Below are 19,060 nucleotides of genomic sequence, written 5' to 3'. Positions count from 1 at the left end.
AGCCAATTAGATCTTGTAAGCCTTCATCGCTTTTCTGATCTCTTTAATACTTGGACGTTTGCCGTACATCAATACGCCTGTGCGATAGATCTTGGCAGCCAACCATCCAAAGATGAACGTGGTAACAAGCAAGATGGCTAATGATACAATAACTTGCCAGATCGCTACTTCACCAACACCAATTCGGAGCAACATGGTCAATGGAGAGGTGAAAGGCACATAACTCGCTACCTTAACCAGCAGAGTATCCGCATTGGAGATACTAAACAGCGGAACATAGAATGCTACGAAGCCTAACATCATAATCGGCATAACCGCTTGGCCAAGATCCTCTGTACGGCTGACAATCGAACCTACAGCCGCATACATCAAGGCATAGAGGAAATAACCTAGTACATAAAGAACAATCCCATAAAGCAACAAGTTAATATTAAGCTGGCCTAAATCCAGATCTAAATCTTTCAAAATCGTTGCATTATGCGGAAGCTTAAGATTGACAACTACCGCTGCGATAATGACGCCAATCTGTAATAATCCTACTAAGAAGACACCGATAACTTTACCGAACATTTGCGCTAAAGGTGAGGCACTTGTAATCAGAATCTCCATGATCCGTGAGCTCTTCTCTGAAGTAATCTCAGCCGCGATCATATTACCGGTCATCATGATAGACATGAAGAACAGCATAAGCATGGCGTATACAATGACGTAATTAATAGCTGGAGCGGATTCCCGCGACGCATCCTTATCTCCCGCAGTCCCATCAGGGTTGAGCTGCTGAGTAGCGATCTGTACCGGTGTTGACATAGCAGCAATCTGCTCCTGCGTCAGCTTGTCGCCAACGACGAACTGGGTGTTGGCCTGCTGAAGGGCATTTTGGAGATAGATTTGTACATCGCCCTTCAATTCACCATTCTCACTATAATAAGTAACGGGTGGAAGTCCTTCACCAGTCGGTTCTGCAAAAGTAACATACCCTTCTACAGTCCCTTCATCTAAAGCTTTCTTTAGCTCCGCATCATCGGCAGAAGTATACTGCACAACTTTTGCCTGCGGCATTCCCTCAGGTGAAGTATAGGCCTTCAACAACTCTGCCGCCTGATTTCCTTCTTCCGCGATCACAGCAATTTGAGTCTCTGCGTTTGTTGTAGAATCACCCTTAAACTGATCGATGATGTACGGAAGATTCATCCCAATACTGAGCAGCAACACTAGAATTAACGTAGTAATCATGAATGATTTCGTTCTTACTTTATTTTTAAAGGTAAAGCCAATAATTGTCCCCATCTTATTCATGAGATTCACCCACCGCTCTGATAAAGATTTGATTTAACGTTGGTTCCTTAATTTCAAAATGCTCCACTTCACCCTGCGCCATCGCCTGCTGTAGGATACGTTGTGCTGCGCCGATCTCACTGATTGACAACAGATAACCTCGCTCCTGTCGCTGTACTGCTGTTACACCTGCAATTGATTCTAGACCGGTCACTTCGTTATCCGTACGCAACAATACTTGTTCACGAGGATACCCACTCTTAATCGTACGAATATCGCCCTGTACGACAGTATTGGAACGATCCAAAATCGTAATATTACGGCAAAGCTCTTCAACATGCTCCATCCGGTGCGTTGAGAATAAGATACTCGTTCCTTGATCACGCAATTCTTTTACCGTATCTTTCAGTAGTTCCACGTTAACAGGGTCCAAACCACTGAAGGCTTCATCAAGGATAAGAATTTGCGGCTTATGAACAACTGCGGCGATAAAGCCCATTTTCTGCTGATTCCCTTTGGAGAGCTCTTCAATCTTCTTATTGTAATAATCCGGAACCTCAAACCGATCGAGCCAGTAGCGAAGGCTCTTATCCGCATCACTAGCCGACATCCCGCGAAGACGTGCCAAGTAGACGATTTGATCGCTTACCTTTACCTTTGGATATAATCCTCTTTCTTCGGGTAGATAGCCCATGATTTGCTGAAGTTCGCTGTTATACGGCTTTCCATTATACAAAATATTCCCGCCATCAGGGTAAATTAGGCCAAGCACCATGCGCATTGTGGTTGTTTTTCCTGCACCGTTTGCCCCCAGTAATCCGTAAATTTCCCCCTTGCCTACCGTTAGGTTAATTCCGTTTACAGCGGTTTTTTCTCCATATTGCTTCATTACACTTTCCAGCTTTAAGGCTTCCATTTCTCTAGTCCCCTCTCTTGTGATCAATCAGGATAGGACGGTGTCCCTGTGTCCATAAGCCTAATATTTCGTCCAATTCCAAACTGCGACTCTTGATAACCTTTACGCCCAAGTCCTGAATGCGTTTCTCGTTCTTAGAAAATTGTTCTATGATAAAAGAAGCTACACCCGGTGTATCCATGGTAAAGTTTATGCCACCCGGTAATTCCGCTGATAACTCAGCAAGCTCCTCTTCATCTGCAACATGTACCCACACCTCGGTCCAAGCACCGAATAGACTGTCTTTTTCGGCCATACCCAGCAGTTCACCCCTATGTATAAGCACGATATAATCTGCCAGCCGCCGTACCTCTTCCACAATGTGTGTAGAGATAATCATCGTTGCATTATTCTCTTCCATATACTTACGTAGCGTCTCCATCATAATCTTCCAGGCAAAAGGATCAAGCCCAGAAGAGGGTTCATCCAGTAACAACAGACGTGGACGAGACGCAAGGGCTGCAGCAATTTCAAATTTTCGACGCTCTCCCTTAGACATCTTCGAAAGTTTCATATGATACGGGACTTCAAATCGATCCATCAGCTCTTGAAAAAACGACTCATCCCAGTTCGGATACCAATGCTTTCGAAATCGGGCCGCTTGTTCCGCATTCCAGTGATTTTCTTCCGAAATCGAATTCTCAGGAACGTATGCAATAGACTGTCGAAGCTCTAGTGGCAGCTCGCTATCGTACTTATTTTCAAACCAATAAATATCGCCTTCCTCTGGGTTCGTCAGCTGGAGCAGTAGATTCAGTAGCGTGCTTTTGCCAGATCCATTCTGACCTACCAAAGCTGTAATATAACCTTGAGGCAGATTCAGGTTTAGCGGTCCAATTGTCTTGCTACGCCGCTGTTTGCGTACATTCCGCAATTCTATCGCCATCTGTACCATGTGAGTTAGCGCCCGCCTTTCATTCCTGTACCCTATATTTAAGTTCTACAATTTCCTGAAAAATCTCCTCAAGCTCTTCCTTGCTGCAATGTACCGATTTGCCGATGTCGACTGCGCTCTCGAGGGCTTTGCTGATCGCTTCCCGCTTATATTCCTCCATTGCAGAGGCACCTACATGGGATACAAAGGTACCTGTTCCTTGTCTTGTTCGTAGCAACCCTTCGTTCTCTAGATCCTGATACACGCGTCGTACCGTAATCACACTACATTTCAGATCTCCAGCGAATTCACGAATGGAGGGTAGCAGCGTTCCTTCTGTAATGACCCCACTAATGATTAATGATCTAAGCTGAGTCTCTATTTGATGGTAGAGGGGTTCAGCACTATTTTCGTTGATTTGTACAGGTATCCACATGTTTACACCTCGCCTTCCACTCTAGCTTGCTAGAGCGCCGTCCTTGCCATTTCACATTCTTCATACGAGATCGCGACTCTTCAGTCGATGGATAGTCCATTTAGAGAATAATTGCACAGATATTGTACCTAGCAGAAGCGTTCCCCACATGATCGGAGATAGCAGCCCCCACTCCTTGGAAACGGAGATGCTATACAAGAATAGGTTGCCTCCCCCTAGCAAAACCAGGAACGATATTCCCCAAGATATCACTACGATTAGCACTGTTAGCCCTAGATAAGCTTTACCGCTAAATAAATATTCAATGAAAATATACAGTCCTGAAACAATGAGTCCGACACCGATCCAAGTTATAGCAAAAGCAATAAACGCGGGTAATGCCATCTCCTTGCGGTAATTCTCACCGAGCATATAGACAATTCCGAAGAACAATACACCATTAACAGTAAAGGAGCCTATTGCCTGAAACTTTCTACGAGTTAATACCACATTCAGAGGAATCGGTAAAGATCGTAAGTAAGCCAGCATTCTCGTGTAGGAGTCTTCACTCCAATATTTCATAGAACGACGGGAGAATGTGACTCCGAGTAACGGCATTAATGAGAGAAGTAAAAAATCCGCTATCATTGTCCGATCTTGATCAGCTAGCAAGTCATTTGTTACCAAACTAGTCATCCCTGCCAGATAGCCCATAAAAATAATTGTAGTTACGAACGTTCCTAATACTTTTAATTTGTCTCCTCGAAAATCAGAGCACACAATAAACCACGAATCCTTTATTGTTCTCATTAATGCTAACCTCGCTTTACAATGTCTTCAGCGTCTTGCGGAAGCAGGTGTTCATATCCCTGTGCTTACTGTATATATCTATATACACAGTATATGTCCTTAATTTACCATTGTCAATCCTGTAAATGGAAAATATTCAAGTGTATTAGGAGGTGTAATTTTCCAAGCCTTTGGAGCTCGCTTTGCCTGTGAGTTACTGAATCATTATTGGGATTAACTAATCAGAGGATTAAATGATGTGTGTGCCGAGGTAGTATGAGAGCGAAGCCACAATGGCGATTCTCATTGTGGCTTCGCTAATGTGCGGTATGTGTAGGGTGCGGGAGGCTGAGCGTATATCGCTCAATGTGTTGCGAAGGCTCGGTGGGTACTATGGCTGGATGGAATGCAAATGCTCGGTGGATGTGAATGCTCAGTTAGGTGCTACTGCTGGATGGAAGCGAATGCTCGGTGGGTGCTACTGAGGTATGACATCATATGAAGTAGAATCAACAATTAGGGAAAATCTCCCTCAAATTTCTTTGATTTAGCCTGAAATCAACGTTTTTAGGGAAATCCTCCCTAAAAACCAGCCATTTCTGCGTTTTAGCGCTAAAATAGTTAAAAAACAGGGAGGAATTCCCTAATTATTGTTTTCCGAACACAAAGCTCACCTTTTTCAGGGATGTTTTCCCTAAAAGTAAGCAAATAGATTACTTTTGAGTACTATTCTTCTCGCTTCCCCTTCTTGTTTTTCCTTCTCAACTCTTCCAGACTCCATTTGCTCGGCTTCTACCAGTTCCATCTCTTCCAGACTCCATTTCGCTCGCATTTCCTACCAAGTTCCATACTCCACTCCATCGACTCTTTTAACTGGTACCATCCTCCACTTTTCTGTTCTCCCCACTGTGCCGCTCCAAGCACTAATCCAATCACGAGTGGTTTCACAATACAATTTACGATTTCAGACAAAGGTATCCCAATTCCAGTAACAAAAATAAGCCCGTCATCCACTATCCCTATTAAGGGAAACGCAGATACACAGGCTTATTCATTCCTATTCACACATATCAGATACAATTCGCATGACATATTCACACGCATATTCACATGCTCTACTCACACTACCAATTTACATGCCCTTTTCACGCAACTAACCTACGCGCCTAAAATAACTTCCCACACCGGCTTAGTGTGTCCGCCTGGATATAGAACATAAAGCAGCACATACACCATAACGCCAGTAATCGCAGTAATGAACCAAATGATAGATGTCACTCTGCCCCACTTACGGTGCTTGGAGTACTTCGCCTTAAATCCAAGAGTTAACGTAGTAAGTCCGAATACCGCTGCTACTGTTGCCAGCACGATATGGAAGATCAGAAACACTTGATAAATCGTCTGCAGTTCATCGGGTCCGCCCCATGAGGTGTTTCCCACGAACAACGTTCTAGATACGTAAACAATAAAAAACAGGAGCGCGGCGATTGCGGCAGCAATCATCGTCTTCTTGTGCGCCTCGCGTTTGCCCTTAATGATGAGCCACCAGCCAATAGCTACGAGCACCGCACTGAGTACGATGAACGATGTGCTAATAGTTGGAAACACCGTAAAAATATCCATGATTCTCCTCCTTGGCAGTCTACCAGTTATGCACGGGTCAAGGTACTCTCCTCAAGTGCAGAGGAGGGCGTCGATAATTCATCGTCGTCTTGTCCGTTCTCTTTTTTATACCAATGATAGAACACATAAGCAAGCATAGAGGCAAAAATAAATTCCTGAATGAACTTCATCGCAATGCCTCCCACCTGCTGATCCACCTTTGGTGACAACAACTCAAAGAACGCAGGACCCCCGAAATTCTGTAGTAAGGCAGAAGGATCACCCGATATGCAATAGCCCATGGCAAGTGCCCAAGTCTCCGGATCACTGTAAGTGGCATAGAGCGGTTGATCTGCAAAAATAATCAGTCCGCATGCCGGGGTTAGCAATACCATATTTAGAAAAATAAACCCAATCTTGCCCAGTCCACTCGCCATTCGGCGCTCCGGTAGTGGATTAATCAGCGTCCACCACATTAAGGCGGCTGTTAGGAACAAAACAATATAGTAGATCCGGTGAACGGTAAAATGCAGCATCACATAATCATGGATAACAGGAATATGGTACAAGGAAAATAGTCCGTTAAACATTAGAGCAGCTACCACCGGTCGAGCTAAAAAAGACAGCCTACGAAATGGATTTACTTTCAATATACTCCGCCAGATAAAATCTGGAATCCCCAGCATAATCAGCGGCACCGCCACCAGATATGACAAGGCCATACTAACCATGTGGAAGGAAAACATTATATGCCCTAATAGACTAACGGGGCCCCCTTGTGCCAGATAAAGCGCAAGCATTCCGCACACAAATAGCGCTCTCCGCCAGAATGGAACCGGAACTGCATCGGCATAACGTCCGGCAATCGGACCAATCCAAACGAAATACCCCGCCGTCAGCAGCAGCATAACCGCCAGAAAAAGTGGGCTCCATAGTTCAGCAAAGCTAAAGTATTGTAATCCCAGCATAACCCTAACCCCCTAATGCAGGATCTATTAGAACATCAAAAAGAGGGGGCATCTCAGCCCACCTCTTCTTTATTGTCCGTTAATTCCACCAAACCCAATACAGCGACATGATAATACAGGTACCAGCGATAAAGAATCCACCCAGCATAAAGATAATCGGCATTAGATGTCCTTTATCCTTCAGATGCATCCAGAAACCCATCTGTACAATGACCTGAATGACTGCCATTACCAGTAGAAGAATAACCGCAAAGGTGGCATTCACCCCTCCAGCCGCAACAGCGGCGAAAGCAATTAAGGTCAAGACAATGGACAATATAAAGACAACAATATGTCTCTGTGGTCCTTCATGCCGATGACGATGCTTATACCCACCGTTCTCTGGCACATGCTGATCTGTCGTCATAGTGTCTAGCCCACCTTTCCAAGTAGGTATACAACCGTAAAGATGAAGACCCATACCACATCGATAAAATGCCAGTACATAGCTGACACATATACCTTCGGTGCAGTAACTACGGTTAATCCTTTACGCATAAGTTGCCCAATCAGGATGGAGATCCATGCAATCCCGAAGGCTACGTGCGCACCGTGAAATCCTACTAGTGTATAGAATGCCGAACTAAATGCGCTTGTAGTCATTCCGAATTCTTCGTGTCTTACATATTGAGTAAACTCATAGATCTCTAGAATTAGGAAGCTTAGCCCTAAGGCTACAGTCACCAAAAGCCAGTTACGAAGCACTGCCGGACGGTTTCTATGCATCGCCTGGATAGCGAATACACTGGTCAGACTGCTTGCCAGGAGGAGGAATGTTGCAGCAGCTACAAGCGGCAGGTGAAACAGCTCATTCGCTGAAGGTCCCTCATTCGTTTGGTTGCGCAGTGCAAGAAACGTAGCGAACAACGTGCCGAACAGCACCGCTTCTCCGCCGAGAAATAACCAAAAGGCAAGTACCTTGTTTCGGCCTTCGAGCGTAGCTTTTTCCGGTTCGTGCGGAAGGGTGTCCTTAGAAGCTTCTGCATGTGCCGTTGTCATGTCCGCTCACTTCCTTCCAGCTCTTCGGGTTCAATATGCCATCCGTGATCATCATACAGTGAACGTATCAGCATAGATCCAAATGTAATAATAAGACCAATCGCAGTAACGATATAATTATTAAATAAAAAGCTCATAAAGGCGTTGCCGAAGTCATCCCGGCTAAACATAAAGCCAAGTCCAGCGATGAATATCCCAACAGACATAGTAAACGGCAATATGGTTGCAGACGGCATATGGATCGAGCCTACCGGTTCTGCTGGAGTCATACCTTTATTTCCTGCCATTTTTTCTTTCCAGAATGCATCAATACCACGGATAAGCGGCGTTTGCTTGAAGTTATATTCCGGTGGTGGCGAAGGAATCGTCCATTCCAGTGTACGTCCATCCTCCCACGGATCATCCGCTGCATCTGCTGGCTTTCTTGAAGTTATGAAGCAATTCACTAAGAAAATAATCGTACCGACACCCATCAGCCCAGCACCGATTGTACTGACTAAATTCAGCAAATCAAATTGCTGATTCGGCAAATAAGTGAATACGCGGCGCTGCATCCCCATAAGTCCAAGGAAATGCTGTACAAAGAAGGTCAGATGGAATCCGATGATAAATGTCCAGAAGGTCCATTTGCCCAGCTTCTCACTTAGCATCTTACCGAACATCTTCGGCCACCAATAATGCAGACCTGCAAACAAGCCAAGCACCAAGCCGCCGACAATAACATAGTGGAAATGCGCTACAACAAAATACGTGTCATGGAACTGAAAGTCAGCAGGCGCCGATGCCAGCATGACACCAGTTACACCACCCATTGTAAAGGTAGGAATGAATCCTGCCGCGAACAGGTTCGGTGTCGTGAAACGCACTTGCCCGCCCCACATCGTGAACAGCCAGTTAAAAATCTTAATTCCGGTCGGAACTGCAATGAGCATCGTCGAAACAGAGAACAACGCGTTGGCTACAGGCCCAAGTCCGGTAGTGAACATATGGTGAGCCCAAACCATGAAGCCCAGGAAGGCAATCAGGATGGTAGCGAACACCATCGAGCTATACCCGAACAGTCGCTTACGCGAAAAAGTCGGGATGACCTCCGATATAATTCCGAAGGCAGGTAGAATGAGGATATATACTTCCGGATGACCAAATATCCAGAAGATATGTTGCCATAGCACCGGATTACCCCCAGCTCCAACCTCGAAGAAATTGGCTCCAAGAATCCGATCGAATGTCAGCAGTACTAAACCTACTGTAATTGCAGGAAATGCAAACAAAATAATTGCGGAAGTAATAAAAGTAGTCCAAGCAAACATCGGCATCCGCATGTAAGTCATTCCCGGCGCACGCATCGTAATGATCGTGGCTAGAAAGTTAATCCCCCCGATAAGGGTACCTAATCCGGCAATTTGAAGACCGATCGTATAAAAGTCTACACCATGTGTAGTGCTGTATGTACTCGTAGATAGTGGGGTGTAGGAGGTCCATCCGGCATCAGGAGCGCCACCCATTACCCAGCTGAGATTCAGTAGAATTCCGCCGAACAGGAAGGTCCAGAAGCCAAGAGCATTTAGAAAAGGAAAGGCTACGTCACGCGCACCAATCTGTAGCGGTATGACGGCATTCATTAAGGCGAAGATGACTGGCATGACGCCGAGGAAGATCATCGTCGTACCATGCATAGTAATGAGTTCATTAAACGTTTGGGCATCCAAAAAGTCATTCATTGGTTTGATGAGTTGCCAGCGAATCAGAAGTGCTTCAATCCCGCCGATACCAAAAAATAATCCTCCGGCCCATAGGTACAAAATTGCGATTTTTTTATGATCGACGGTTGTTAGCCAATCCATAAGTCCTGTATGGCGCTTCACACTGTGGCCATGCCCCAGAGGCTTGGATGAATTCAAGGTATGCGCTGCTTGAGCCAAAGTTCGTACCCCCTTTTTCGAAAGTTCCGCCCGCCTTTAGGCTAAGGCATTAGTCCAGCTTATAGTTGGCCAGATACTCAGCAATGCCGTCAATCTCCGCATCACTTAGGCCTAGATCTTTGGGGTTAGGCATCAGATTGCCCGGTTTTACCGATTGTGGATCATGCAGCCATGTTTTGAGATTTTCCTCAATTGGCGCACCATCTTCCCTCGTATCATCGTTGAGCAGGATCCCTGCTATTGACTCCCGAGAACCAATTCCGGTCAAGTTCGGCGCATTATTAATCCCTTGATCACCTACAGCATGGCAAGTCAGACACGCTGCTTTGAATTTCTCAGCTAAAGCAGGATCCTCCGGCAGCACAGCTACAGGTGCTTTCATGGAATCTATCCACTTCTGAAAATCTTGTTCACTAACCGATTTCACCTTAAATTCCATGAATCCATGAGACGGTCCGCATAGCTCCGCACATTTTCCGCGGTAAACGCCTTCATTAGGTGCACTGAAGCTGAAGCGGTTAATCGTTCCGGCTGGGTTAGTGTCGATTTTACCGGAAAGGGAAGGGACCCAGAAGGAGTGCAGCACGTCTTTAGTTTCCAGTTCAAAAGCAATGTCCTTGCCTACTGGAATAATTAGATCCTGCGCTGTAGTCACCTTGTAATCGGTATACTCAAACTCCCACCAATATTGGTGGCCGGTTACTTTAACCTTAATCGCATCCTTGTCATTGGCATGATCATCTCCTGCGGCAAATACTGCCTTCACCGTCGGAACTGCCAGTACCACTACGAGGATAAGCGGAATGACCGTCCAGAGAATCTCAAGCTTGATGCTACCCTCAACCTGCTCAGGGATTTCATTCTGACCCGGCTTTCGACGGAAACGGATCAGTACATAAGCTGCAATCGTAAAGACAATCAGCAACACGACGATCATAATACTGATCGACAGCCCCATTAATCCATAAGACATTTCCGCCTGAGGCCCCTGTGGTCTGAGCACTGACAAGTCCTCACGGCCGCACCCGGCAAGAAAGAGACCAAACATAGCGGTCATGGGAAGGAGTCGCTTTACAGCCTGCCACGTTTTCATCATTGATCTACCCCGCTTTTCCCGATTTCGTAGGTTCCTGTTTTTTTCTGTCAATTATAACAATCACTATTAATATAAGTTTAAGGGAAAGTTTTGTCAATCGTTCACAACTAGTTCACATTGTAATTTTCGACATAATAATCCCTTGTCCCGCCTGCATTTATGCGTTTTCTTTGAAAACGCAATCAAATAAAAAATGATCATTAAAGCGCATTCATTGTGAAATGTGTCTATTAATTCATTTGACTATTTTATGAGAGACAATATTTCTTATTCATAAATGTATATACAAAAAAAACCGATTCCTGCAACAAACGTTGCTCGGGCACGGTTTATAAGAATCCTCGTGGATGTTATTACTCAAAATGATGTCAAAAGTAAGTAAGTGACACTCGTATCTGTTAGCTAGGAGACGGATGAATTCATCTTTACCAGCTCATGCTCCACGACCATGGTCAGTTCTTCTTCATAGCCTCCGGTAATCCGATATTTTCGGACGTACTCCTTTACGAATTTCTTGGGATCTTTGGGCCGGAAAATGCGTGTCATTTCCCGTAAACTTTCCTTGACTTCGTTATGACCTTTACTTGCCATGATCAGTTCCCTCCCAAAACATTGAAAATGAATGCTCCGTTGTAGAGAATGCATGATGAAAAGTACGCCGTAACCTCGAATGCAAGTGAAGTAACCATTACACATACGTGGCTTGCATTATCCGCCAAAACGTAAAATTCAAAGCTTCAAAGCCTTGAGATACTGGTTCGCCGGTGAAGCAGGTTCGTCGTGATTTGGGCTGAGAGTAAGGACGCCTGATGAACGATAGCTCCTTGACACTTTTATTACCCGAAGAGCCACTTACTGAATCACCCCTTTCGGGCCTTATCGTTATATTGTATCATATTCCGGTCCAACTTCCACCTTTCCTTGTAAAATGTGCTAATTGGAAAATTTTTATTTTTTATAATGATCATCGTAAGTCATATTCGTCGTGTCGGGTTAAAATACAATATGCTCTATAGCTGGCCACACCTATTACTTACCACAGCAAGAAAAGGAGAACTCTATGGGCCAACCTACGCCATTACTGACTTCAGCTTATAACATAGTTCCCGCGATGACCATCGCGCTACCAGAGGAAACTGCAACGCGTCGGGAAGGTCTTGAACAGGCTCATTGTGTAATTCAAAAGGAATATCCAAAGATGCATAGTATGCTTATTGCCCGCCACGGTAAGCTAATCTTCGAACGATACTACGGCAACCATCATGCCGGGACATTAAATGATCTTAGATCTGCTACCAAAAGCTTTATCAGCGCAATTACCGGAATTGCTATCGATCGGGGAGATATCCCCGATATCGATATTTCGGTTTCCAAGGTACTACGTAAACATGTTCCATACCTTCACTCCCCTCATTTATCCAAAATCACTCTCCGTCATCTGCTCACCATGACTTCCGGATTTAGCTGGATCACGGGCAAAAAGCTAGGAGAGCCTTTCGTCCGGAATCTCCATCGTAGTCGACGCTGGGGTTCCTTTGCCCTTAGTATGAACATAATTCCGGAACATATCGGTCAATTTCAATACCGTAGTATTGACTCCCATCTGATTTCGATGATTCTTAGTGAAAGTACAGGTCTCGATGCGTTCACCTATGCAGCTGAGCATTTATTTAGCCCTCTCCGAATGACTCACACCGCTTGGTTACCAAGTCCTGAGGGACACAGTATGGGACATATTGGTCTATACTTGAACTCAAGAGATATGACTAAATTCGGAATTTGTTTACTTAATGACGGTGTATATGCAGAGCAGCAGATCATTCCAAATCATTGGTTGCAAGAAGCGCTAACCGCACAGACTACGGGATATCCGGCTTTTGGAGATTATGGATATCAGTTCTGGATGGGTACAATGAGCGGTCAACCCTACAAGCTTGCGCATGGGCATGGCGGACAGCAAATCCTTCTCCTGCCAAAGTTAGATGCGGTTGTGGTCTTTACAGCAGAGAGCAAGACAAACAATTGGAAGAGCCCTCGTAAACTGTTGGAAAAATATATTATACCCTCAATGAGCTAAACATACTTTTTCCTGACAAGTCATAGGCTTTAAGGAAGAAGGGTTGGCTAACCAACCCCATCCCTTCTTGTCCAAGTAGAAGGAGAGTGAACCCTTTGTCCCCTTTCAAATCATCCACCGGACTGCCTGATAATATTGCAGGCGCGCTGTGCTATTTTTTTCCTTTTATTGGCGGTGTGGTCTTTCTCGCTCTGGAGAAACGCAACCGCTTCGTGCTGTTCCACGCTTTGCAATCCCTGCTAACGTTCGGCGTGCTTATGATACTCCATGTTCTAACCGGATTTATTCCTTTCCTCGGCTCCCTGATGAGTGCAATCCTTTCTCTTTGCAGCTTTGCTATATGGCTACTTATGATCTATCAGGCTTTGAGCAGCAGATGGTATAAGCTTCCTTGGGTGGGGGATATCGCGGAAAGTCAGATTCGACATCTATAAGTACCACTGAACTAACACCTCTTATCGCTGAAAAGTATTCCCTTTTGCCCATCCACTCCTTACAATGGAAAGACGGGCATCAACGGAATTCTACAGGCTGGAGGAATTTAAATGTATCTATTCATCATAAACCCACGTTCCGGCGGGGGCGCAGGCGGGCGGACCTGGCATACTGTAGAGGCGCTCATGAAAGAGCGGATGCTGCCATATATGACCTTGTTTACGCATAGCGCAGAGGGTGCAGAAGCTCTCGTTCTAAATACACTTAAACACCGTGAGGACTGGAAAGCCGCGATTATAATCGGCGGCGATGGCACGTTGCACAGCATTTTGGGTGCCCTTCGCGGCAAAGATATTCCCATGGCGATCATTCCAGCCGGCTCCGGCAACGACTCCGCACGCGGCTTCGGCATTCCGCTTTCGACAGAAGCTGCACTGGAAGCCGCACTTAGCGAGCGATATATCGAAGCTGATCTGATCTCAGGTGCAAATGGACTGACTTTAACAGCCGTTGCCAACGGCTTTGATGCACAGGTGGCCGAGAATGTGAATGCCAGCCGTTACAAACGGCTGTGCAACGCCATTGGCGCAGGCCAACTGGCTTATATCATCGGCATATTACATACGCTGATGACGTTTAAGCCATGCCGGGTGAGTGTTGCGTGCGACGGGACGGAGCACGTCTTTGAGAAGGCATGGCTGGTCTCGGTTTGCAACCTGCCCAGCTACGGCGGCGGGCTCTTGATTTGCCCGCAGGCGAAGGCCGATGACGGCCAGCTCGACGTCTGCGTCGTACATGGGTGCAGCCGAGGGCAACTGCTGCGGCTGTTCCCAACAGTACTGAAGGGCAAGCATATAGCGCTGCCCTTCGTGTCCATGCTGCGTGGACGTAGCGTAGCCGTCAACTTTGCAGAGGCCCGGCCGGCGATCGGCGATGGCGAGAGCTTCGGCAACGGGCCGCTTGCCGCACGCTGCGAGCCAGGGGCGCTGCGGGTGCTCTCGCCGCTGGCGGCGGTTAGCGCGCAGCGCCACGCCGATCCTGCAGCGGCATGCGGTGGCAACGGGTAAGCCATACCCGTTGCATAACACAAAAAAACAGCAAGAGACAGGCTTATAAACCTGTCTCTTGCTGTTTTAATGTTTACTTCCTTCGAATTTACACTAAAGAGTCTCAGCTAAGCAGCCCTTCCTCTTCTTCCACGAAAGAAATTCTTCCGTCCTCCAGCGAAGCGATTCGCACGAGCGATTCTACCCGGTAGCCAGCTTCCTGCAGAAGCCGATTCCCCGGCTGAAATGCTTTTTCGATCACAATACCAATCCCAACCACGCTTCCCCCTGCCTGCTCAACAATACGAGCAAGCCCGAAGGCGGCTTCGCCATTCGCCAAGAAATCATCGACAATCAGAACTCGCTCTCCCGGAGCAATGAACTTCTTGGAAACGGTAATTTCATTCGTTTCTTTCTTCGTGAAGGAGTAAACCTTTTCTACATAAATGTCCTCTGTCAGCGTCAACGATTTCTGCTTACGGGCAAAAATCAGCGGAACCTCCAGCTCTAATGCCGTCATAATCCCCGGAGCAATCCCCGAAGATTCAATCGTCAGTACCTTCGTAATCTCTTCGCCGGAAAAACGGCGGGTAAACTCACGGCCAACCTCACGCATTAGAAAGGGGTCCATCTGATGATTCAGAAAAGAATCTACCTTGAGCACGCCTTGCCCGAGTACAATACCTTCTTTCAACACCTTTTGTCTCAACAGCTCCATAGTGCTCCTCCTTCTCCCATCAATGAATCCTTTCTCCCCACTTTAAAGACCTGTCGGTTTTTGTGGCAATAAATTTCCAACGATAGATTTTAAATTATGATCATCTTTGCTCTTTTCTTGCCCGTTATCATAACCCGTAATTCGAATCTCCACGAAATCGCCCGGATTTACCGGCTTAAAGATCAATTTCTCGCGGTCTTCCAGTCTCACGTTAAATTTCATGTCCTTGAACATTTCAACTAGCTCTGCTTCTCCGGGACTTGCTCCTTTATCCAGAAACAGCAGTCCACGCAATTTTTTAGGACCATCCTCATGCACCACTTCAAAATGTACGATACATTCCATGCTTTTCACCTCCCTGTAATAGCTACTGCGCCTGTTCTTCCCCATCATCGCCTGGATCATACATTACATATTTACTGTGAATTTTGCTGTAACGTTCACCATAACGTTCTTCTAATTCGGCGCCCATATCCTGTTCCAGCTCGAACAATACCATTTCCTGTGAAAAATGATTCAATAGCAGATCCACTAACACCGGGTGCTCGGTTACAACCGCTTGCGCTGATCCATCTTCATAGCGCATCCCGAGCATACACCAGCTCCGATCGATCACGAATGAGAACTTCCGTCCATCTTGTCGCTGCGGATCTCTTCCGAGAGGCGGCCATACCGGATAAGAGGCCGGAGCAGCATTGCCTCCGTCAAACGCCCATAAGAGTCTAACGCCACGCAACTCCGCCTGTTCAAGTTCACTCCGCAGAAGTGACGCTTCCTCACGCCACATATCCACTACGATCTCTTGCTCAGCCATATTAAGTTGGCGAATAAGAGCGCCCAATACATTGCGGTCCCCTTCCACATTATAAAACGAAGGGCTAACAGGTCCACCGCGAGGCATCTCACTTTCCATATATGCCAGTGAAGCTTGCACCCGTCCCGAGATCATGGTCGCGAGCTCCTCTGGATTGAGAACACTGTACCGCGCAGGTTCTCCTTCGCCACATCGTACATATCCCTGCTGCGTAAGGCGTTGTAGCGCCGCGTACACATTCGATCTTGAAACTCCGAGCTGTTTGGCAACCTCATAGCCAGAAGCCTGGCCTTTTGTCGCAAGCTCTACCATAATTTTGGACTCCATCTCCGTGAAGCCCAGATTGCGCAGATGCAGCAGCAGCTGTTCCATCTTGTTGTCCCCCTAAGCTGACTGAAATCCGTTCTATATTTGCTCTGATCCACATCTCGGACACCATAAGGAGCCCTTAGGTAATTCATTCCGACAAATTTGGCACTGGATCATATCTCGCACACCGTTATCTTCAGTGACTGCAGATTCCTCCTGATGCTCATTCTTGTGCCATTCCCCAAACCGGCGATCCAGCTCAAGTTGTCTTTTTCTTTCACGTTCCAGCTGCTCAGCTTGTTTACGTTCCCGCTCGATATCTTGTTCACTCGCCTTATATTCTTCGAGTGGCAGCTCATCATCCGGGTGCTGAACTTCAGCATACACCACACTCTGCGGGTGCAGCTTCATCGCAATCTCCTTCTCTTCATCCGTAAGCTCATCCGCACCATAATATTGATCTTCATCATCTTCATTCACAGATTGAACAAATACCGGTGTAGAAGGCACCCTTCTTGAAGCGGACAACGGCTCCAGCTTACTTCCGCATTTTGGACAAAAGTTAGCATCAAGCGCCACAATATGACCACATGAACATAGCCGCTCATTTTTCAGCTCAGCAATTCGTGTCCGCAGAACTTCGATTTTTTCCTGAAGCTTGGAACAGTTACGGGACAGCTCCACCATTTTACCTTCAGCTACCGACATATCCTTTGAACGATATCCTTCGTAAAAAAGCTTGCCCATTTTCGTAAATTCAACTTCCATTTCTTGTTCAACATCGGAAATAAGTCCGTTCAGCTTGCCGATCTCTACTGAGTTTTGGGCTTTTTCGGTAACCCGGCTCGCGCTATCTTTAATTTTTTTGATAAAACTCATTACAGTTCCTCCCTCTCCAGCGATACGTGTTTCTATCATACCAAATGTATCGAGTAGATTCATTAATGTGCTTTAATACGCGATTTAGAGGAGAATGTTCCTATAAAATCCAGACTAATTGAATTAAGCCACTTCCCCCTTACACTTATGGGTTATATTTCCTGATTTTGAATGTAATTTTGCGTCAGAGGTTCTACATCGGTTAAAATAGAATTATCACAAATAACGAAATCGGGAGAGTTTCAGTGGAAGAACATGAGAGCACACAGCTTACGCTTAGTCAGCTACAGGTACACGTTAAGGATCTGCAACAGTGGCAAGGTAACAGCAACGAGGATTTCGCCAAACTGGTAAACGAGTTCGAAGCTTTGCCGGCCCTTTATCGTCACGCGTTAAATGATCTTCAGAATAAAATCGATGTAATCAAGACGGAATGGCAATCCCGCGACGGCTTCAGTCCCATCGAACATGTCAAATGCCGAATCAAAGAACCCAAGAGTATTCTTCAAAAGATGGAGCGCAAAGGCTACGGTTTCAGCTTGGAAAATATGGAGCAATATATTCACGATATTGCCGGAATGCGGATTGTATGTGCCTTTGTTAAAGATATATACCGTTTAGTAGACCATCTTAGTACACGCGAAGACATCCGCGTGCTTGAGATTAAAGATTATATAGCTCATCCTAAACCAAACGGATATCAAAGCCTTCATCTTATAGTGGGAATCCCGCTCGTCCTGCTGGAAGGAACACGCTGGGTCAAGGCTGAGATACAGCTGCGCACCCTGGCTATGGACTTCTGGGCAAGCATGGAGCATATTTTGTATTATAAATTCGATAAACAGCTTCCTTCCCATGTTGCCGAGGAACTAAAAGAAGCCGCGCGCGCCGCTGATGAACTAGATCAGAAAATGCTGCGTCTTCGCCGTGAGATTCTAGAACTTTCCGAGGGTGATTCTCCCTCCAGTGAACAGCATTAGAATGATTAAAAGCCGCATTCTCATCAGAGATGCGGCTTTCGTATGTCCAGCTACTTCCTAATCAGACCCTTATTGGCCCGACGTGCAGACGCTTCTGCAACCCGCTGCATAATCAAAGTTAATCCCTCAATAGCTTTAGGTGTCTGCGGTAGCAACGTTCCCCAGTCTTCTGTAACTTCAGCTACAACTACCGGCGAAGGAAACGGTCTAGCTGCAATCTCATGGAACTGTGGCCCAGGCTGATGTAGCGAACCTTCAGCAGCCGCTTCTGCCAGCCATTCTCCAGAGGAAATAGCCGGACCCTTGCGTTCAAGCCGAGCCAATTCCGTAGAAAGATCACTAAATGAGACTTCTTCTTCCTCTGTTTCAGCTTCGTCGCTGGAAATATCCCCTTCAGCCCAAAGGGCAAAAATCCCGTCCAAGAGCTCTCCTTTAGTAAATCCTCTCAGCGAAAGCGCCAGTAACGGCTCTTCAGCAAGACGTTCTTTAATAAGCCTCAGCGTCTCCGCCTTATGCTCCACTTCCTCACCCTCAAAAAGGGCTTGCTCCAGCTCTCTATCTGTAGGCAAAAGCTCAAGTTCAGCCAGCTCACCCGTCAAACGCCCTTGCAGCAAGGCAAATACTTCTCCCGGACTTAGTGCCAGACTTCGCAATATTTCTTTTCTTCGGGAAGCATGCCATACCGGAACCTTCAGAGAGAGAGGTTGATTTGCTTGTTGTTCCTGAGCAGGAGCGCCGGTATTCGATTCACCTTTTGACCGTGAGCCTCCCGTCACTTTCCCAGGTAGCACCGTCCATGCTGCTTTTACTAATCCAGGCACAACTTCCAGCCGCATCTCTAAACGTTCACTCATTGTTTGATCCCTCC

23 protein-coding genes are annotated in these 19,060 nt (G+C 46.3%); 5 read left to right on the top strand and 18 right to left on the bottom strand.

The genetic code is table 11. The annotated features are described in order from the left end of the window. Positions 1 to 6: 6 nt before the first annotated feature. From ACDZ28_RS11090 to ACDZ28_RS11070, 5 genes are read right to left on the bottom strand one after another with little or no spacing between them, the layout of a single operon-like run. Positions 7 to 1,296, bottom strand: coding sequence for an ABC transporter permease (locus ACDZ28_RS11090; protein WP_375104680.1), 1,290 nt, complete (start codon positions 1,294 to 1,296; stop codon positions 7 to 9). After that, positions 1,289 to 2,191, bottom strand: coding sequence for an ABC transporter ATP-binding protein (locus tag ACDZ28_RS11085; RefSeq protein WP_042123817.1), 903 nt, complete (start codon positions 2,189 to 2,191; stop codon positions 1,289 to 1,291). The genes ACDZ28_RS11090 and ACDZ28_RS11085 overlap by 8 nt, the downstream gene beginning before the upstream one ends. Before the next feature lie 4 nt (positions 2,192 to 2,195). Further along, positions 2,196 to 3,125: an ATP-binding cassette domain-containing protein gene (locus ACDZ28_RS11080; RefSeq protein WP_076116698.1), complete on the bottom strand. Its 930-nt coding sequence runs from the start codon at positions 3,123 to 3,125 to the stop codon at positions 2,196 to 2,198. Between the two features lie 19 nt (positions 3,126 to 3,144). Beyond that, a complete protein-coding gene (locus ACDZ28_RS11075; protein WP_375104679.1) occupies positions 3,145 to 3,540 on the bottom strand; it encodes a GntR family transcriptional regulator in 396 nt (131 codons plus the stop codon). A gap of 60 nt (positions 3,541 to 3,600) precedes the next feature. Further along, positions 3,601 to 4,329: a hypothetical protein gene (locus ACDZ28_RS11070; protein WP_375104678.1), complete on the bottom strand. Its 729-nt coding sequence runs from the start codon at positions 4,327 to 4,329 to the stop codon at positions 3,601 to 3,603. A 272-nt stretch (positions 4,330 to 4,601) separates the two neighbouring features. Between ACDZ28_RS11070 and ACDZ28_RS11065 the strand changes: the two genes are divergently transcribed. Further along, positions 4,602 to 4,793, top strand: a complete 192-nt coding sequence (locus tag ACDZ28_RS11065) for a hypothetical protein (RefSeq protein WP_375104677.1) — start codon at positions 4,602 to 4,604, stop codon at positions 4,791 to 4,793. A gap of 307 nt (positions 4,794 to 5,100) precedes the next feature. On the opposite strand, the gene ACDZ28_RS11060 is transcribed toward ACDZ28_RS11065, so the two are convergent. From ACDZ28_RS11060 to ACDZ28_RS11025, 8 genes are all read right to left on the bottom strand, one after another. Next, positions 5,101 to 5,280, bottom strand: coding sequence for a hypothetical protein (locus tag ACDZ28_RS11060; protein ID WP_375104676.1), 180 nt, complete (start codon positions 5,278 to 5,280; stop codon positions 5,101 to 5,103). A 186-nt stretch (positions 5,281 to 5,466) separates the two neighbouring features. Continuing rightward, positions 5,467 to 5,931, bottom strand: a complete 465-nt coding sequence (locus ACDZ28_RS11055; RefSeq protein WP_042123812.1) for a DUF420 domain-containing protein — start codon at positions 5,929 to 5,931, stop codon at positions 5,467 to 5,469. Positions 5,932 to 5,957: 26 nt separating this feature from the next. Next, positions 5,958 to 6,878 carry a cytochrome c oxidase assembly factor CtaG gene (ctaG, locus tag ACDZ28_RS11050; RefSeq protein WP_375104675.1) on the bottom strand — a complete coding sequence of 307 codons (921 nt, stop codon included), beginning with the start codon at positions 6,876 to 6,878 and terminating at the stop codon, positions 5,958 to 5,960. Between the two features lie 79 nt (positions 6,879 to 6,957). Then, complete coding sequence (locus ACDZ28_RS11045) at positions 6,958 to 7,284, bottom strand: cytochrome C oxidase subunit IV family protein (protein ID WP_042123808.1); 327 nt, start codon at positions 7,282 to 7,284, stop codon at positions 6,958 to 6,960. A gap of 5 nt (positions 7,285 to 7,289) precedes the next feature. Continuing rightward, on the bottom strand, positions 7,290 to 7,916 hold the full coding sequence (locus ACDZ28_RS11040) for a cytochrome (ubi)quinol oxidase subunit III (protein ID WP_375104674.1): 627 nt from the start codon (positions 7,914 to 7,916) through the stop codon (positions 7,290 to 7,292). Next, positions 7,913 to 9,760, bottom strand: coding sequence for a cytochrome c oxidase subunit I (ctaD, locus tag ACDZ28_RS11035; protein ID WP_375105336.1), 1,848 nt, complete (start codon positions 9,758 to 9,760; stop codon positions 7,913 to 7,915). Before ctaD ends, ACDZ28_RS11040 begins: the two co-directional genes overlap by 4 nt. Positions 9,761 to 9,887: 127 nt before the next feature. Continuing rightward, positions 9,888 to 10,934, bottom strand: a complete 1,047-nt coding sequence (coxB, locus tag ACDZ28_RS11030; protein WP_375104673.1) for a cytochrome c oxidase subunit II — start codon at positions 10,932 to 10,934, stop codon at positions 9,888 to 9,890. 402 nt (positions 10,935 to 11,336) lie between these two features. Then, positions 11,337 to 11,525, bottom strand: a complete 189-nt coding sequence (locus ACDZ28_RS11025; protein ID WP_042123803.1) for a hypothetical protein — start codon at positions 11,523 to 11,525, stop codon at positions 11,337 to 11,339. 469 nt (positions 11,526 to 11,994) lie between these two features. Here ACDZ28_RS11025 and ACDZ28_RS11020 point away from each other — a divergent pair, with 469 nt between their 5' ends. The 3 genes from ACDZ28_RS11020 (at position 11,995) to ACDZ28_RS11010 (ending at position 14,513) form a co-directional block, all read left to right on the top strand. Then, on the top strand, positions 11,995 to 13,011 hold the full coding sequence (locus tag ACDZ28_RS11020) for a serine hydrolase domain-containing protein (RefSeq protein WP_375104672.1): 1,017 nt from the start codon (positions 11,995 to 11,997) through the stop codon (positions 13,009 to 13,011). Positions 13,012 to 13,106: 95 nt separating this feature from the next. Beyond that, the gene (locus ACDZ28_RS11015; RefSeq protein WP_076116693.1) at positions 13,107 to 13,445 is read left to right on the top strand and encodes a DUF4870 domain-containing protein; all 339 of its coding nucleotides are present in this window, start codon (positions 13,107 to 13,109) and stop codon (positions 13,443 to 13,445) included. A 111-nt stretch (positions 13,446 to 13,556) separates the two neighbouring features. Then, positions 13,557 to 14,513: a diacylglycerol/lipid kinase family protein gene (locus ACDZ28_RS11010; RefSeq protein ID WP_375104671.1), complete on the top strand. Its 957-nt coding sequence runs from the start codon at positions 13,557 to 13,559 to the stop codon at positions 14,511 to 14,513. 103 nt (positions 14,514 to 14,616) lie between these two features. Here the strand turns inward: ACDZ28_RS11010 and ACDZ28_RS11005 are convergent, their stop codons facing one another. Genes ACDZ28_RS11005 through ACDZ28_RS10990 form a run of 4 tightly spaced genes read right to left on the bottom strand, consistent with a single transcriptional unit; the run spans position 14,617 to position 17,212 of the window. Continuing rightward, positions 14,617 to 15,210 carry a xanthine phosphoribosyltransferase gene (locus ACDZ28_RS11005; protein ID WP_042123794.1) on the bottom strand — a complete coding sequence of 198 codons (594 nt, stop codon included), beginning with the start codon at positions 15,208 to 15,210 and terminating at the stop codon, positions 14,617 to 14,619. A 42-nt stretch (positions 15,211 to 15,252) separates the two neighbouring features. Continuing rightward, positions 15,253 to 15,555, bottom strand: a complete 303-nt coding sequence (locus ACDZ28_RS11000) for a hypothetical protein (protein WP_042184527.1) — start codon at positions 15,553 to 15,555, stop codon at positions 15,253 to 15,255. A gap of 22 nt (positions 15,556 to 15,577) precedes the next feature. After that, positions 15,578 to 16,396, bottom strand: a complete 819-nt coding sequence (locus ACDZ28_RS10995; RefSeq protein WP_076116690.1) for a TrmB family transcriptional regulator — start codon at positions 16,394 to 16,396, stop codon at positions 15,578 to 15,580. A gap of 33 nt (positions 16,397 to 16,429) precedes the next feature. After that, a complete protein-coding gene (locus ACDZ28_RS10990) occupies positions 16,430 to 17,212 on the bottom strand; it encodes a zinc ribbon domain-containing protein (RefSeq protein WP_341110269.1) in 783 nt (260 codons plus the stop codon). A gap of 305 nt (positions 17,213 to 17,517) precedes the next feature. Here ACDZ28_RS10990 and ACDZ28_RS10985 point away from each other — a divergent pair, with 305 nt between their 5' ends. Continuing rightward, complete coding sequence (locus tag ACDZ28_RS10985; RefSeq protein WP_076116925.1) at positions 17,518 to 18,192, top strand: GTP pyrophosphokinase family protein; 675 nt, start codon at positions 17,518 to 17,520, stop codon at positions 18,190 to 18,192. A 50-nt stretch (positions 18,193 to 18,242) separates the two neighbouring features. Here ACDZ28_RS10985 and ACDZ28_RS10980 read toward each other — a convergent pair whose 3' ends face one another. Next, positions 18,243 to 19,046 carry a hypothetical protein gene (locus ACDZ28_RS10980; protein ID WP_375104670.1) on the bottom strand — a complete coding sequence of 268 codons (804 nt, stop codon included), beginning with the start codon at positions 19,044 to 19,046 and terminating at the stop codon, positions 18,243 to 18,245. Between the last annotated feature and the right edge of the window lie 14 nt (positions 19,047 to 19,060).

Origin of the sequence: Paenibacillus sp. RS8 (assembly GCF_041956825.1) — a bacterium.
GTDB lineage: Bacteria > Bacillota > Bacilli > Paenibacillales > Paenibacillaceae > Paenibacillus_AQ.
Note: the sequence above shows the minus strand (reverse complement) of the source record. Positions and strands in the feature narration are given on the sequence as shown.

Bases quoted from the DNA above. Each gene is read 5' to 3' on its own strand.
- ACDZ28_RS11090 (WP_375104680.1), bottom strand. From the start codon at position 1,296: ATGAATAAGATGGGGACAATTATTGGCTTTACCTTTAAAAATAAAGTA.
- ACDZ28_RS11085 (WP_042123817.1), bottom strand. From the start codon at position 2,191: ATGGAAGCCTTAAAGCTGGAAAGTGTAATGAAGCAATATGGAGAAAAA.
- ACDZ28_RS11080 (WP_076116698.1), bottom strand. From the start codon at position 3,125: ATGGTACAGATGGCGATAGAATTGCGGAATGTACGCAAACAGCGGCGT.
- ACDZ28_RS11075 (WP_375104679.1), bottom strand. From the start codon at position 3,540: ATGTGGATACCTGTACAAATCAACGAAAATAGTGCTGAACCCCTCTAC.
- ACDZ28_RS11070 (WP_375104678.1), bottom strand. From the start codon at position 4,329: ATGAGAACAATAAAGGATTCGTGGTTTATTGTGTGCTCTGATTTTCGA.
- ACDZ28_RS11065 (WP_375104677.1), top strand. From the start codon at position 4,602: ATGGCGATTCTCATTGTGGCTTCGCTAATGTGCGGTATGTGTAGGGTG.
- ACDZ28_RS11055 (WP_042123812.1), bottom strand. From the start codon at position 5,931: ATGGATATTTTTACGGTGTTTCCAACTATTAGCACATCGTTCATCGTA.
- ctaG (WP_375104675.1), bottom strand. From the start codon at position 6,878: ATGCTGGGATTACAATACTTTAGCTTTGCTGAACTATGGAGCCCACTT.
- ACDZ28_RS11045 (WP_042123808.1), bottom strand. From the start codon at position 7,284: ATGACGACAGATCAGCATGTGCCAGAGAACGGTGGGTATAAGCATCGT.
- ACDZ28_RS11040 (WP_375104674.1), bottom strand. From the start codon at position 7,916: ATGACAACGGCACATGCAGAAGCTTCTAAGGACACCCTTCCGCACGAA.
- ctaD (WP_375105336.1), bottom strand. From the start codon at position 9,760: ATGGATTGGCTAACAACCGTCGATCATAAAAAAATCGCAATTTTGTAC.
- coxB (WP_375104673.1), bottom strand. From the start codon at position 10,934: ATGATGAAAACGTGGCAGGCTGTAAAGCGACTCCTTCCCATGACCGCT.
- ACDZ28_RS11025 (WP_042123803.1), bottom strand. From the start codon at position 11,525: ATGGCAAGTAAAGGTCATAACGAAGTCAAGGAAAGTTTACGGGAAATG.
- ACDZ28_RS11020 (WP_375104672.1), top strand. From the start codon at position 11,995: ATGGGCCAACCTACGCCATTACTGACTTCAGCTTATAACATAGTTCCC.
- ACDZ28_RS11010 (WP_375104671.1), top strand. From the start codon at position 13,557: ATGTATCTATTCATCATAAACCCACGTTCCGGCGGGGGCGCAGGCGGG.
- ACDZ28_RS11005 (WP_042123794.1), bottom strand. From the start codon at position 15,210: ATGGAGCTGTTGAGACAAAAGGTGTTGAAAGAAGGTATTGTACTCGGG.
- ACDZ28_RS11000 (WP_042184527.1), bottom strand. From the start codon at position 15,555: ATGGAATGTATCGTACATTTTGAAGTGGTGCATGAGGATGGTCCTAAA.
- ACDZ28_RS10995 (WP_076116690.1), bottom strand. From the start codon at position 16,396: ATGGAACAGCTGCTGCTGCATCTGCGCAATCTGGGCTTCACGGAGATG.
- ACDZ28_RS10990 (WP_341110269.1), bottom strand. From the start codon at position 17,212: ATGAGTTTTATCAAAAAAATTAAAGATAGCGCGAGCCGGGTTACCGAA.
- ACDZ28_RS10980 (WP_375104670.1), bottom strand. From the start codon at position 19,046: ATGAGTGAACGTTTAGAGATGCGGCTGGAAGTTGTGCCTGGATTAGTA.